This is a genomic window from Acinetobacter sp. S-1 (assembly GCF_059579785.1).
On the sequence record NZ_CM184207.1, the window covers coordinates 3,182,833 to 3,196,260 of the forward strand.

Sequence of the window (13,428 nt, forward strand, 5' to 3'; positions counted from 1 at the left end):
TTAAAAATATATTGAGATGATTTTTAAACATGTTTAACACAAGTGGTTTAAGATGAAGAAAATAGCATTTCTGCTCATTTTTTGACTGGAGGGTATCGCTCTTTAAGACTAAAGCATAGATGCTTTGATTAATATTAAATCATATGTTCAAAGAATGAATTAAAAATAGAACACGGAGTTGTTTCACATGGTTAGTGCTTATGATGAGTTACCACGCACACCCGCAAACTTTGTTGCGTTATCACCTCTACGCTACTTAGAGCGTGCGGCTTATATTTACCCAGATCAAGCTTCAATTATTCATGGTAAGCGTCAAATTTCATGGAAAGAAACTTATCAGCGCTGCTGTCAATTTGCATCTCAGCTCAAGCAACTGGGAATTGAGAAAAATGATACGGTATCTGTCTTATTGCCAAATATTCCAGCCATGATTGAAGCACATTTTGCAGTTCCTATGGCGGGTGCGGTACTTAATACCCTCAATACACGTTTAGATGCAAAAACAATCGCTTTCATGTTGGAACATGCTGAAAGTAAAGTGCTGTTGGTTGATCCTGAATTTGTGAATTTGGCAAGAGAAGCCCTCTCACTTATTCCGAATCAACACATTATTGTAATTGATGTAGCCGATACAGAATATGAAGGTGAAAATCAGTTTTTAGGTTCTTTTGAATATGAAGAATGGATCGCTCAAGGCGACATTAACTTCTCTTGGCATTTACCAGAAGATGAATGGGATGCGATTAGCTTAAATTACACATCTGGAACTACAGGTAATCCTAAAGGTGTGGTCTATCATCATCGTGGGGCTTATCTTAATGCTGCGAGCAATATCTTGGCTTGTGGAATGAAACCGCGTGCTGTGTATTTATGGACACTACCTCTCTTTCATTGTAATGGCTGGTGTTTTGCGTGGAGCATAGCAGCAAGTGGTGGAACCAATATTTGTTTACGCAAAGTCGATCCAGAATTAGTCATGCAATTGATTGCAGCCCATAAAGTTGATTATTTCTGTGGTGCACCTATTGTTCTTTCAATGATTCTTAACTTACCTAAAGAAAAACAAACGAACTTTGATCACCATGTTGAAGTCATGGTTGCTGGGGCAGCTCCACCTGTTGCCATTATTGAAGGGATGCGAAACATGGGGATTAACGTAAACCATGTATATGGCTTAACAGAAACTTATGGACCTTCTGCTCTATGCGCTTCTCAATCTGGATGGAATGAGCTATCAATTGCTGAACAAGCCCAACTTCATTCCCGTCAAGGCGTACCCTACCCGTTGCAAGACAGCATGCGTGTGTTAGATCCCGAGACTATGGAACCTGTGCCTAATGATGGTCAAACCATGGGAGAAATCATGTTCCGTGGCAATATTGTCATGAAAGGCTATTTAAAGAACCCTAAAGCAACACAAGAAGCATTTGCAGGTGGATGGTTTCACACAGGCGACCTAGCCGTTTGCCACCCAGATGGTTATGCAAAAATTACTGATCGTTCGAAAGACATCATTATTTCAGGTGGAGAAAACATTTCATCTTTAGAAGTAGAAGATGTGTTGTATAAACACCCTGCTGTATTAACCGCTGCGGTAGTCGCTAAACCCGATGCACGTTGGCAAGAAGTACCATGCGCGTTTATTGAATTAAAGATGGGTACTACAGCAACACCTGAAGAAATTATTGCACACTGCCAAAAAGAATTAGCGCGCTTTAAAGTGCCTAAAGATGTGGTTATTACAGAAATTCCGAAAACATCGACAGGTAAATTACAGAAATTCATTTTGCGCGAATGGGCAAAAGAACGAGCTGAAAATATATAAATAAAAAAAGCGACGCCTTGAGCGTCGCTTTTTACTATTGAAGAGCAATTAGCCTTGATCAGACAATAAGGCAATTTGCTGCACATAGTTCACAAATTTACCTTTTGATGCCTCAAGCTCTGCTTCACTCACTTCTTGAGTCTTATCACGCTTGATTCTCAACACATGCTGACGCAATGTGTGACGTTCCGATGCATTATAAATTTTACTAAATTCATTAATTGCAGGGTCGCCTTGTTCGATCATACGATCAACCCAACGCATCAATTGAGCTTGTTTTTTTGCGCCTTGCTGCGGAGTTAAATAAGACAAAATAACGGTCTCATCTTCATTACGCAATAATTTACCAATACGTTGAAACTGACGACGACGAGCTTCAAAAGAACTAATGTTCTGTACTTCCATTAACGCATCAATTAAACGTTCATCAACTGGGAGTTTTTGAATCTGCTTAATAGAAAGTTGTGCTAACTGCTCACCTAAAGCAGCCATACGTTGAACTGCTTTTTTCTGTTCTGTTTTACTTGCACGTCCTTCTAAAGAGCCAAAATCTTCTTCAGTATAACGTTGGGGACGACGTGCCACGATTAATCTGCCTCATAAAATTTTGCGGCGAATAACGCCTGTACTTCATTTAATGCCTGCTCTTCGTCGGTACCATCAATAACCAATCGTAAAGTGGTCCCTTTACCGGCACCCAACATCAGCAAAGACATAATATTTTTTGCATCTACTAAATGATCGCCTTTTCCAATTTGGATCGACGAACGAAATTTTGTAGTGACCTCTATCAGTTTTCCTGATGCACGAGCATGTAAACCGAGTTTATTAATTACATCAACAGTTGTGTCTATCATGACCAGTGCTTCATTTCTCTGTGTAAGACCTGAACAGACCATTCTGCCTCAAGTGCTTGTTTTAGTCTATCTACGATATAAACGGAACGATGTTGACCACCAGTACAACCAATAGAAATCGTCATATAGTGACGATGCCCTTCAGCAAATGCTGGAAGCCATTTTTTTAAGAAGTGAAGAATATCATCAAACATTTCGTTTGCTTGCGGACTTGCTTCTAAAAATAGTCTTACTGGCTCATCCAAACCAGAAAAACGTCTCAATTCTAAATCCCAATGCGGATTTGGTAAATGCCGTACATCAAAAACATAATCAGCATCTAAAGGAATGCCATGTTTATATCCAAATGACTGCAATATCACGATAAGCTTATCCGACTGCCCCAATTTAGACAGTAAAATATGCTTTAAATCATGAACACTTTTATCCGTTGTATCAATATGAACCGTAGCACGGAACTGAATTGGGAGCAGTAACTGCTTTTCTTCATGAATACATTGCAACAGACTTTTAAAACGATTGGCCAATGGATGCGGACGACGTGATGCACTAAAACGTGCGATCAAATCCTGATCTTGCGTAGTCAGATAAATCACATCAACTGTGCCATGTTTTTGTAGTTGCTCAAAAACATGATCGAACTCTTGCATATCAGCACGAGTGCTTCGAACATCCACACCTAATGCCAACTGCTCTAGATTATTTTCATGATCTAGCTTTGCCACAATTTCGGGCAGCAATGCCAAAGGCAAATTATCAATACAGTAATAGCCCAAATCTTCTAACACTTGGAGCGCCGAAGATTTTCCTGAACCAGACTGTCCTGTCACGATAAGTATACGCTTCATGGCATGGCTGTCCTTTGATCTGTTTATTGAGGTGTAAAGGCAACTTCTAAATTATCAATCAAACGAGTTGCACCCAATTTTGCCGCGATGAACAACACAATATCACGATCAAACTGAGTAGCAGGTAACAGATTTGACTGACGAGCTTCGACATAATCCACAACAAACCCATTATCTGTCAACTGAGTTTTGATATCTTCTAAAACTTGTTGTAGATCTTTGCCTTGATGTAACTGCTGCTCAGCTTGCTTTAAACTTTGATAAATAACCGGAGCGACCTGACGTTGCTCTGGTCTTAAATAACCATTTCTTGAACTAAGAGCTAAGCCATCTGCTGCACGAACAATTGGCACACCAATTACTTCTAGCGGGATATTTAAATCTTGTACAAACTGGCGAATCACTGCTAACTGTTGGTAATCTTTTTGACCAAAGAAAGCATAGTTAGGTTGCACAATATTAAAGAGTTTGGTGACCACCAAAGCTACGCCATCAAAATGCCCAGGACGTGAACTACCACATAAAGCATCAGTAATTTGGCTAACACTTATATTGGTTAAACGTGGCTGAGTACCGTACATTTGCTCAACTGATGGAGCAAAAATAATGTCACAACCAACATCGGCTAATAGACGACTATCTTGTTCTAAAGTACGAGGATAGTTATCAAAATCTTCACCCGGTCCAAATTGAGTTGGATTTACGAAGATACTAACAACTACAACATCACATAACTTTTTCGCTTCACGAACAAGTGTGAGATGTCCTTCATGTAGATTTCCCATGGTTGGGACAAAACCAATAATTTTACGTGCAGCTCTAGCAGGATTTAAAGATGCTGCAAGACCTTGTATGGTGGTTTCTGTTTTCATGAATTACAGCTCAACGTGAAAAGTATGTTCTTTGGCTGGAAATGACTGATCCTGCACGGCAGCATGAAAAGCTTTAAAAGCGTCTAGGATTGCTGTTTCGCCAGATTGTTCTTTCATAAAGTTACGGACAAAACGCGCAACTCGACCAAAAGTTAAACCAAGCATGTCCTGTACTACAAGTACCTGACCATCAGTCGCATTACCTGCACCAATACCAATCACAGGTGTATTTGGAAATAGCTCAGCAATTTCTTGTCCCAACTGAGCAGGAACACATTCAAGCAATAGAACTGCCGCACCTGCTTCAACCACTGCCGTACAGTCAGCAATAAGTTGATCAGCTGCTTCACGTGTTTTAGCTTGTAATTTGTAACCGCCAAATACGTGTACAGATTGAGGAGTTAAACCTAAATGTACGCACACAGGTACACCATTACGAGTTAACACTTGTACAGTTTCACTTAGCCAAGCGCCGCCTTCGATTTTGATCATCTGGGCACCAGCTTGCATAACTGTTCTTGCGTTTTGCAAAGCATCATTTAAGGTGGCATAACTCATAAATGGTAAGTCAGTCATAATCAAAGCATGCTGGTTACCGCGACGCACCGCCGCCGTATGATAAGCCATGTCCTCAACAGTTACAGGTAAAGTTGAGTCACGACCTTGAATTGCCATTCCAAGAGAATCACCAATTAAGATTGTATCAATTTCAGCAAGTTCCATTGCTTTTGCCATACTTGCATCGTAACAAGTTAGACAAGAGAACTTACGTCCTTCGGCTTTAAATTTTCTTAAGTCACTTAGACTAATCATGATGGTATCCTCTACAGGAGTTTGCAGAACGTAATAAGTCAGGCTTTAAGCCCAAGACTCATCAGCAAGTACAGTCAGCGTGGGCTGCTGTATGAGTTCTAAATTTTTAAGTGGCTGATCGTTAATATGTAAATCAGCGTCTAAATCTAATAAAGGAATTACAACGAAATCTCGCTCTAGAATTCCAATGTGTGGCACAGTTAAGCGCTCATTTTGAATTTTTTCATCACCATATATAAGCAAATCTAGATCTAAGGTACGCTCTCCCCAACGACGAAGGCGTACACGACCAGCTTCTTGCTCAAATCGCTGTAACTGGTCTAACAAATCTAAAGGCATGAGATCTGTATTTAGTTCTGCAACTGCATTTAAATAATTTGGTTGATCTTGAGGCCCCATAGGTGGACTTTGATAAAGTTTAGAAACTTTCACTCCACCTAAAGTTTTAAGCTTAGCAATGGCTTCAGATAATATTTGGCGCGAATCACCCAAATTACTTCCTAAACCAATATAGGTCTTCGTTGTCATTGCGTTGGCCCAAAAATAACTTGGCTTAAATCGCGTTGTACTCGCTTACGCTTCAAAATCGGATGGTCGCCCATCACCCCAGCTTCTGAAGCAGAGGCTTTTTCAACGAAACGACCCATCGATTGTTCTTGTCGAGCACGTTCTTTTTTCCCACGACGGCTGCGTGGTTCAGGAATATCAACCAAAGGTTCGATTTCCATCTCAACTTTATTGTTTTCAACAGGTTCAGCAACAGCTTTACGACGGTTTCTAGCCTTCTGACGATTGTACTGGCTAATTGCTGCTTCTTTTTCGTCATTCGACATTTCTTGGTAGGCTTCCCACCAGCTTCCCATTCCTTGCGTAGTGTCATCACCTGACTTTTCACGAAGTAACAAGAAGTCAAAACCAGCTCGGAAACGCGCGTGTCCAGCCAATGCTTCAATTTGCTGTGGTTTCGGATTAAGCAAACGGGTCTGCATTTCCCAAACTTCACGAATAAAAGTTTCTGCAAAACGAGGAATCACTGTGCGGGTTGCTTGACGTTTTAAGACATCTAAACCAGCTTGTGCACGAGCTTCAGCTGGTACCACACCTTTAGATAAATAAAACTCACAACGCTCTAAAAATGGTTGCCACAATAAGACTGCATAGAAAAATGCAGGGTTAATTGTTTTACCAACCTGAATACGTTGATCTGTATTCTTTGCTGCTCTTAAAATAAATGGAGTGAGGTTAGGCTGAATATCGGCAAAGAGTTGTTTCCAAACACCAAACTCAATCAACATTGGCAAAACACGCGCCAAATGTCCCATTGTAAAGAGCTTCTGAGATTCATCATATAAACGATGTGGAGAGACATCACGCAATAGTTGCGTCATCTCTGCATCAAATATATTGAGAATATCTGAGTCAATTTTGAAATTTAACTTGGCTGCAAAACGTAGAGTTCGCAGCATACGCACTGGGTCTTCTTCGAAGCGCTGTGCCGGATCGCCCAATAAACGTAGAGTTTTATTTTTTACATCATCAATTGCTTTGCAGAAATCAAGCACAATACTCTTACGCGGTTGGTAATATAGCGTATTGATTGAAAAGTCACGGCGAGCAAAGTCTTGTTCGATGGTTCCCCAGTTATTGTCACGTAAAATCATGCCTGAAGCACTGGTGACTGCTTTTTTGGGAGGAGCACGGAAGGTTGCAACTTCAATAAGCTCACGCCCTGAATAGACATGTGCTAATTCAAATCGACGGCCAATGATTCGACAACGTCGACCAAAAACTTCTTTAATCTGAGAAGGTGTTGCATTAGTGACTGCATCGAAATCTTTAGGATTAAGCCCTAGCATTAAATCACGGACACCACCCCCAACAATATAAGCTTCATAGCCAGCTTTAGTCAGGCTATCGATCACATCTAAAATCGAAGAAGGAAGTTGGGCTGTGGACAAACCACATTTTGACGCTCGCAAGGTTTGCAAAAGACGCTGTCTCCTACGTCAGGACGTAAATAACAAGTTGTCGCTAATCATAGCTCTAACGCACACAAAGGGCAATTTGATTCTCTGTAGTTTGCGCATGAAATGATAATTGACAGACAGATGATTTATAAAGTCAAACGCGTTTTATTCTTTTCAAAAATGGCTGGACCAATACCCTTTACGTTTTTAAATTCATCAATATTTTTAAAGCCGCCATTCTTTTGACGGTATTCCACAATTGCCTGAGCCTTTTTCTCACCAATACCTTTTAGCTTTTGGAGCTCATCAATATTGGCTTGATTCAAATGAATTTGTCCTGATGAATCAGTCATAACTGAGCTTTTTGGACTATTAGAATGAGAGGCGTGTTGCATGCTCAACTTCTGATCATACATCTGCTGTTTAGCCTTCCACTCCTTAAAATTTTGATCAAAAGATTGAGCCTGAACAAAAGTTGATGAAATCACGCTCCAAAATAAAATAATGAAAATATTGTGCTTATTTTTCCAAAGATTCATGCTGAATTGCATGTGTTTTTTCCCCTAACTTTAACTGCCGCTTTGCCTGATTCCACAATTCATCCATTTCAGACAGGGTCATGTCTTCTAATGTTCTTTGCTGTTTTTGGGCTTGATCTTCAATAAAAGCAAAACGGCTTCTAAATTTATGTATTGTCGATAAAAGTGATGTTTCACTTGAAATCGCAAGTTTACGTCCAACATTGACTAATGAAAACAGGCAATCTCCAAATTCGTCTTGAATTTCATCAATATTTTGATTTTTTAGGGCCTGCTTAAACTCATCCAACTCTTCTTCTAGTTTTTCATACGCATCTTCTACCGTTTCGAAATCAAACCCAACCTTAGCTACATTTGTTTGAATTTCTTGTGCCTGCAACAATGCTGGCCCATGCTTTATTTCATCTAATCTTGATTGCGGCTTGCCTTGTTTTTCTTGTTGTTTAATTTGTTTCCAAAGCTCACTTACTTGTTCTGGTGTTAAATTATTAAATTGATCTGCCTGAAAAACATGGGGATGACGGCGTATTAACTTTTCACTTATTGCCTCAACAACATCTTGAAAATTAAAAGCGCCTTGCTCACTAAACATTTGTGATTGAAACACAACCTGTAATAACAAATCGCCTAGCTCATTTCTAATTTCATTAATATCGCCTTGACGAATGGCCGCCTCGACTTCATATGCCTCTTCAATCGCATATTTAGTCAGTGAGATTGGGGTTTGTTGTTGATCCCACGGACATTTTTCACGTAATTCTTGCATGATTTTAAGCAATTTATCCATGGTAACCCTCAAGTTTAAAAAGTCGGTCAGTCAATCTAAGATTTTAATTTGTTATGATCAAAATCAAAGCGATTAAATCAGTCGCACTATTGTACTGACAAAGAGAAAAAAGATGAGATACAGTATTCTGATTAGTGGTGCCGCTCAAGGTATTGGGGCTGAAATTGCACGTGTATTCTACAAACAAGGATATAAAGTAGGCATTTACGATATTAATGAATCGCTTGCTCAGGAACTAGCAAATGACTTAGGCTCAAATGCCCGTGCCGGCTATCTAGACGTAAGTGATTACAGCCAGTGGCAACACATATTAAAAGAATTTACCGAATGGGCTGGTGAACTTAATATTTTGGTAAATAATGCAGGTATTTTATATTCTGGCGCGTTTGAAACGACTGATATTAAAGCTCATCAAAGAACAATAAATATTAATGTAAACGGTGTAATCAATGGCTGTCACGCTGCTCTCCCTTACTTAAAGCAAGCGTCTTTTGCACGTGTTATCAACCTCTCTTCAGCTTCTGCAATTTATGGTCAAGCTGATTTGATCTCTTATTCAGCCAGTAAATTTGCTGTTCGCGGAATTACTGAAGGTTTAGATGTGGAATGGAAAAAATATGGTATTCGCGTTTTAGATGTGATGCCGCTATTTGTACAAACTGCAATGGTTAACAATATGGATGCAGGCACTATTCAAAATATGGGGATAGATTTAACCCCCAATGATATTGCTCAGCAGGTACTTACGCTTGTAGAGAAAAGGGCTCATTTCTGGACGCCTACCCATACTCCAGTGGGTATAAAAACCAAACTGCTTTATCAGCTCTCAACATTGAGCCCTCAGTTTCTAAATCGACTCACCAATATTTATTTATCTAGAAAGTAATTTGCAATAAAAAGGCTGTTATGTGATAGCCTTTTTACTAAAACAATTTAATAAATATTTATAATACAAAAACCAATAAGCGCAAATTTTAAGTTATTCTAAATTTAAAAGTCCAATAAAATAAATACTTCCGCCTATTAATTAAAAAATCTTTAAACACCGAAGATAAATATTAAGAAAAAATAAACATATCAATTATTTAAATTTAAAAATCCAATTAACACTGATTAAAAACGATAAATAATACTTAAAAACTAAGATTCAAATTATTATGAAAACTTAATTAGATTATTTATCAAACAAACAAACATTTAAAATATGAAACAATAAAAACATTCAACGCTATATTAGATAAGCCTTTGCGTTTATTTTCTAATATAATAAATAAAATCAATAATAAATAAAATTATTGAAATACTCACTTTACAAAATTATAGTTCGTTTATTTTTGTAAACTTATGAGCATTTTTTGTGACAAACTTTCCAATAATTAAGCACTCACAACGACACAAAAAAACTCTTCTGGCTATTCTATTTAGCAGTATTTTACCTACTGCTCAAGCAGGCTTTTTTGATGACTACAATCAAACTGCACAGAGCTTCCGTGCAAACCTTACACAACCCATCCCAGAAGAAACTCATAAATTTTTAGATAAAAAAGCTAAAGGGAGCGATGCTGCACTCTACCTACTTGAAAAAGGTCGTTTACAACAAGCTAATCATCAATATGAAGAAAGTAAGAAATCTTTTGAAGCTGCATTTGTACTATTAGAACAAAGAAATAATAAAGCAAAAATTAGTGCCTCAGAGCTCGGATTCAAAGCTCTCTCACTTGTGAGTAATGACAGTGTTATTCCTTACAAAATCCCAGAATATGAACAAGTTTTAGCGCATGTTTATCAAGCCATAAATTTTATGGCTCTCAATAATCCTGAAAGCGCTAGTGTAGAAATGCGTATCGCCCAACGTATTCAGCGTGAAATTGAACTCGCCCACACAAAGGAAGCTGAAAAAGCTAAAGAAAAAGCTGGTTCCGATAATAATCAGAACTTTGACGAAGCTTTTGCTGGTCTAGATACAATTGCTGGGAAAGTTAAAAATACATATCAAAATGCTTATGCATTTTACATGGCAGCCACTCTTTGGGAAGCATTAGGAGAAGAAAACGATGCCCTCGTTGACTTCAAAAAAGCTTATGAATTGCAGCCTAATGACTTCATTAAAAATGATGTTAAACGCTTAGACATCTCTTCAGGTAAAAAATCTCAACAATATCCAGTTGTAATTTTCTTAGAGCAAGGCCTAGTACCTCAAAAAATACCCAATACATTTGCATTGCCTACTCCAAACGGCTTAATTAATGTTTCATTTGCTAGCTACAACCCCTCTACCTATAAAAGCCCTACTAGTCTTCAGGTATTTGTAAATGGTAGACCTATGACTAACACCTCTACTTTAACTGATATAGGCGCATTAGCTGTAAAAACATTAAAAGAAAATGTAGCTGCCAATATGACATCGCAAATTGCGCGCACAACAGCAAAATATATGGTCCAAAAAGAACTTGGGAATCACCTAGGGGCTATCGGGCAAATTGCTGGAAATATTTACAACACAGCTTCTGAAAAAGCCGATGTTCGTGCGTGGAATACTCTACCAAGTAATGCTCAAGTTGCCCGTCTTACTTTGCCAACAGGCACTCATACTATCCAACTAAAAAATGGCTATATGACTCAAGAACTCAATATTGATGTGAAGCCAAATCAAACTGTGTTTATTCATGGCATAGAAGCAAATCAAGAAATTTTAACCGATAGTTTTGCTATTACTCATTAATGATTAAAGGATATTCAAAATGAAAAAGGCCGTAATTTATTTGAGCCTACTCTCAATTGCATCTGCGTTTTTTACAGGTTGTACAGCTCCAAATGCTATGCAAACGAAAACAGATAGTGTAACAGGCAAAAGTACTGTTCGTACACAGACCAGCAACCCTGTTTTAGCTACCCGTATTGGTGTTAGTCGAATCAACATGACGACTTTAGGTGACATCAAACGCGCTTCACTTGCATTGAAAAATGGTTGGTTCTATGCCCAAGACTTCCAATACAAAGTTGTATGGTTTGATGCGGAAGGAACTGAAATTAATCCAGAAGGCGCAATTTGGAAACCTATTAGCTTACAAGGTCGTGAAGTTAAAACTGTTCAGTCAGTTGCACCTAACCCTAGTGCAGTCGATGTATTGATTTACATGAAAAAAGATTAAGTTTTTAAACCTAAATTCACAATATTATTTAAAGATAGATACAGGACATTTTAATGAAAATTAAATCACTATTCATAATTACAGCAATGAGTAGCGCTGCACTTTTTTCTGGTTGTGCTTCACAAACCGTTAGCTATGGTGATGCGCAATCTGTTGAAACTTTAACAAAAGATTTTGGTTCTACGGACTTACAGCAAATTGCGACAAAAATGGTGGATGACATGCTTGCCTTCCCACCAATTATTGATATGACCAAAAATCGTCGTCCTGTTTTATTTGTTGACAAAATTAAAAACAAATCTCAAGAACATATCGATACAGAGTCTATTACCGATACGATTCAAAACCGTCTAATCAATTCAGGAAAATTCCGCTTTGTAGACATGACTTCTGTGGGTGCAGTAGCCGACCAGATGGCGTATCAACAACGTAGCGGAATGGTAGATAAACGTACTGCCGTTAAATCTGGCTCACAGATTGGTGCTGAGTATATGCTGAATGGTAATTTATCTAGCATCGTTAAAAACTCGGGTGGCAAGAGTGATGTTTACTATAAATTCACTTTAAAACTACTGAATTTAAAAACTGGAATCGTTGAATGGACCAGTGAAAAAGAAATTCGCAAATCTGCAAAAAAATCTACATTCGGCTTATAAGCTTTTCTAAATAACCCTTTATAGCATGGCAATTATTAATTGCTATGCTCTATGAATAAAAAGAGCCTTTATGAGAAAAATATTTTGCGCAGTACTCTTAAGTCTTACTGCCACCTCAAGTTTTGCCGCGTTACAAGAAGTGATGAAAGAAGCTTCAGGTAGTGGACCAACCCAGCAACAAGCTATTGCAGAAGCTTTATTGACAGCAGCTCAATCTGTGAATGGAACAAAAGTAAGTTCACAAATGGGGATAGCTGAAGAAGTTAATATGGTTATGACAGATCACCACTGGTCATATCAAGGCAAAAGCTCACCTGTGTTTAGTGTCCAAACAGAATCTTCAGGTGCAATTAACCGTTTTCAAGTTCTTAGTGTTTCTGGTTCAGGCAAACATTATAAAGCTCGAGTTCGAGCTTATATTAGTAAATATCAATCAAATGTAGCTGATCAACATTTACGAAGAATGGCGGTTTTTCCTTTTCAAGTAGTTGAGTCAAAATTTAACTTAGCATCGGGTGAAGACCCATATGAGTTTGTACAAGAAGTAGCGGACCTCATTGGTACACAAATGGCAAATTCACGCCAACTAAGTTTAGTAAGTCGAGATTATATTGAAGAAATGGCAAGCGAAAATGCATTCCTCGCTTGGGATGGTGCACCATCCGAAATGGCAAGAATTGCCCAAAAAGTGGGTGCAGATTATATTCTTGTTGGTAGAATTAATGAAGCCCGTACGGTTCAAGGTCAATCTTTTTACGGCGCAGTTCCAGCCGAACGTGATGCGATTAAATTAAACTGGCGTGTAATTGAAGTAAATACAGGCAAAATTGCAGCAGCTGGTTCTATTAAGCAACCACCACAAGCAAATATTGGTAATTTAGTCACACAAGATACCCCACCTTCTAGTACCGAAATTTTCGCAGATCAAGTCGTTAATGATGTATTGCGTGGTTTATCTTTGAAATCAAATCATTACTCTCAAAACGAAGATAGTTTTGATAATCAGGTAAATTCTTCACCATTATCAGATGTAGATCTTCCTTCAGGTTCTAGCGAAAAACCAATTCACTGGTAAATAAAAAGGCTGTCATTTGACAGCCTTTTTACTCAAT

The 13,428-nt window shown here is 38.4% G+C and carries 15 protein-coding genes; 6 read left to right on the plus strand and 9 right to left on the minus strand.

Features of this window, described 5'->3' with window-relative positions; genetic code table 11:
* Window positions 1-187 precede the first annotated feature (187 nt).
* On the plus strand, window positions 188-1,825 hold the full coding sequence (locus AC52J8_RS15305) for an acyl-CoA synthetase (RefSeq protein WP_069030166.1): 1,638 nt from the start codon (window positions 188-190) through the stop codon (window positions 1,823-1,825).
* 48 nt (window positions 1,826-1,873) lie between these two features.
* On the opposite strand, the gene yjgA is transcribed toward AC52J8_RS15305, so the two are convergent.
* From yjgA to mazG, 9 genes are all read right to left on the minus strand, one after another.
* Window positions 1,874-2,410: a ribosome biogenesis factor YjgA gene (gene yjgA, locus AC52J8_RS15310; protein ID WP_019767969.1), complete on the minus strand. Its 537-nt coding sequence runs from the start codon at window positions 2,408-2,410 to the stop codon at window positions 1,874-1,876.
* 2 nt (window positions 2,411-2,412) lie between these two features.
* Window positions 2,413-2,682 (minus strand): HPr family phosphocarrier protein, encoded by a 270-nt coding sequence (locus AC52J8_RS15315; RefSeq protein WP_000567533.1) that lies wholly within the window; start codon window positions 2,680-2,682, stop codon window positions 2,413-2,415.
* Complete coding sequence (rapZ, locus tag AC52J8_RS15320; protein ID WP_002117179.1) at window positions 2,679-3,530, minus strand: RNase adapter RapZ; 852 nt, start codon at window positions 3,528-3,530, stop codon at window positions 2,679-2,681. The genes AC52J8_RS15315 and rapZ overlap by 4 nt, the downstream gene beginning before the upstream one ends.
* A 23-nt stretch (window positions 3,531-3,553) precedes the next feature.
* Window positions 3,554-4,402, minus strand: a complete 849-nt coding sequence (panC, locus tag AC52J8_RS15325) for a pantoate--beta-alanine ligase (protein WP_086400250.1) — start codon at window positions 4,400-4,402, stop codon at window positions 3,554-3,556.
* Between the two features lie 3 nt (window positions 4,403-4,405).
* A complete protein-coding gene (gene panB, locus AC52J8_RS15330; RefSeq protein ID WP_002117298.1) occupies window positions 4,406-5,215 on the minus strand; it encodes a 3-methyl-2-oxobutanoate hydroxymethyltransferase in 810 nt (269 codons plus the stop codon).
* Between the two features lie 45 nt (window positions 5,216-5,260).
* Window positions 5,261-5,743, minus strand: coding sequence for a 2-amino-4-hydroxy-6-hydroxymethyldihydropteridine diphosphokinase (gene folK, locus AC52J8_RS15335; protein WP_014208398.1), 483 nt, complete (start codon window positions 5,741-5,743; stop codon window positions 5,261-5,263).
* Window positions 5,740-7,203, minus strand: a complete 1,464-nt coding sequence (pcnB, locus tag AC52J8_RS15340) for a polynucleotide adenylyltransferase PcnB (RefSeq protein ID WP_032007084.1) — start codon at window positions 7,201-7,203, stop codon at window positions 5,740-5,742. Before pcnB ends, folK begins: the two co-directional genes overlap by 4 nt.
* Before the next feature lie 125 nt (window positions 7,204-7,328).
* Window positions 7,329-7,733, minus strand: a complete 405-nt coding sequence (locus AC52J8_RS15345) for a ComEA family DNA-binding protein (RefSeq protein WP_032007083.1) — start codon at window positions 7,731-7,733, stop codon at window positions 7,329-7,331.
* Window positions 7,702-8,508, minus strand: coding sequence for a nucleoside triphosphate pyrophosphohydrolase (gene mazG / locus AC52J8_RS15350; protein WP_017482387.1), 807 nt, complete (start codon window positions 8,506-8,508; stop codon window positions 7,702-7,704). Before mazG ends, AC52J8_RS15345 begins: the two co-directional genes overlap by 32 nt.
* Before the next feature lie 112 nt (window positions 8,509-8,620).
* Here mazG and AC52J8_RS15355 point away from each other — a divergent pair, with 112 nt between their 5' ends.
* From AC52J8_RS15355 to AC52J8_RS15375, 5 genes are all read left to right on the plus strand, one after another.
* A complete protein-coding gene (locus tag AC52J8_RS15355) occupies window positions 8,621-9,394 on the plus strand; it encodes an SDR family oxidoreductase (protein ID WP_208753450.1) in 774 nt (257 codons plus the stop codon).
* 522 nt (window positions 9,395-9,916) lie between these two features.
* Window positions 9,917-11,230: a COG3014 family protein gene (locus tag AC52J8_RS15360; RefSeq protein ID WP_086400346.1), complete on the plus strand. Its 1,314-nt coding sequence runs from the start codon at window positions 9,917-9,919 to the stop codon at window positions 11,228-11,230.
* A gap of 19 nt (window positions 11,231-11,249) precedes the next feature.
* The gene (locus tag AC52J8_RS15365; RefSeq protein ID WP_063098121.1) at window positions 11,250-11,660 is read left to right on the plus strand and encodes a YcfL family putative periplasmic lipoprotein; all 411 of its coding nucleotides are present in this window, start codon (window positions 11,250-11,252) and stop codon (window positions 11,658-11,660) included.
* A 53-nt stretch (window positions 11,661-11,713) separates the two neighbouring features.
* Window positions 11,714-12,316 (plus strand): penicillin-binding protein activator LpoB, encoded by a 603-nt coding sequence (gene lpoB / locus AC52J8_RS15370; protein ID WP_063098120.1) that lies wholly within the window; start codon window positions 11,714-11,716, stop codon window positions 12,314-12,316.
* Window positions 12,317-12,386: 70 nt separating this feature from the next.
* The gene (locus tag AC52J8_RS15375) at window positions 12,387-13,391 is read left to right on the plus strand and encodes a CsgG/HfaB family protein (RefSeq protein WP_086400254.1); all 1,005 of its coding nucleotides are present in this window, start codon (window positions 12,387-12,389) and stop codon (window positions 13,389-13,391) included.
* Window positions 13,392-13,428 lie beyond the last annotated feature (37 nt).

Coding starts and splice junctions, on each gene's coding strand:
- folK (WP_014208398.1), bottom strand. CDS start 5,743: ATGACAACGAAGACCTATATTGGTTTAGGAAGTAATTTGGGTGATTCG.
- lpoB (WP_063098120.1), top strand. CDS start 11,714: ATGAAAATTAAATCACTATTCATAATTACAGCAATGAGTAGCGCTGCA.
- AC52J8_RS15355 (WP_208753450.1), top strand. CDS start 8,621: ATGAGATACAGTATTCTGATTAGTGGTGCCGCTCAAGGTATTGGGGCT.
- AC52J8_RS15365 (WP_063098121.1), top strand. CDS start 11,250: ATGAAAAAGGCCGTAATTTATTTGAGCCTACTCTCAATTGCATCTGCG.
- mazG (WP_017482387.1), bottom strand. CDS start 8,508: ATGGATAAATTGCTTAAAATCATGCAAGAATTACGTGAAAAATGTCCG.
- AC52J8_RS15315 (WP_000567533.1), bottom strand. CDS start 2,682: ATGATAGACACAACTGTTGATGTAATTAATAAACTCGGTTTACATGCT.
- AC52J8_RS15305 (WP_069030166.1), top strand. CDS start 188: ATGGTTAGTGCTTATGATGAGTTACCACGCACACCCGCAAACTTTGTT.
- panC (WP_086400250.1), bottom strand. CDS start 4,402: ATGAAAACAGAAACCACCATACAAGGTCTTGCAGCATCTTTAAATCCT.
- rapZ (WP_002117179.1), bottom strand. CDS start 3,530: ATGAAGCGTATACTTATCGTGACAGGACAGTCTGGTTCAGGAAAATCT.
- panB (WP_002117298.1), bottom strand. CDS start 5,215: ATGATTAGTCTAAGTGACTTAAGAAAATTTAAAGCCGAAGGACGTAAG.
- AC52J8_RS15345 (WP_032007083.1), bottom strand. CDS start 7,733: ATGCAATTCAGCATGAATCTTTGGAAAAATAAGCACAATATTTTCATT.
- AC52J8_RS15375 (WP_086400254.1), top strand. CDS start 12,387: ATGAGAAAAATATTTTGCGCAGTACTCTTAAGTCTTACTGCCACCTCA.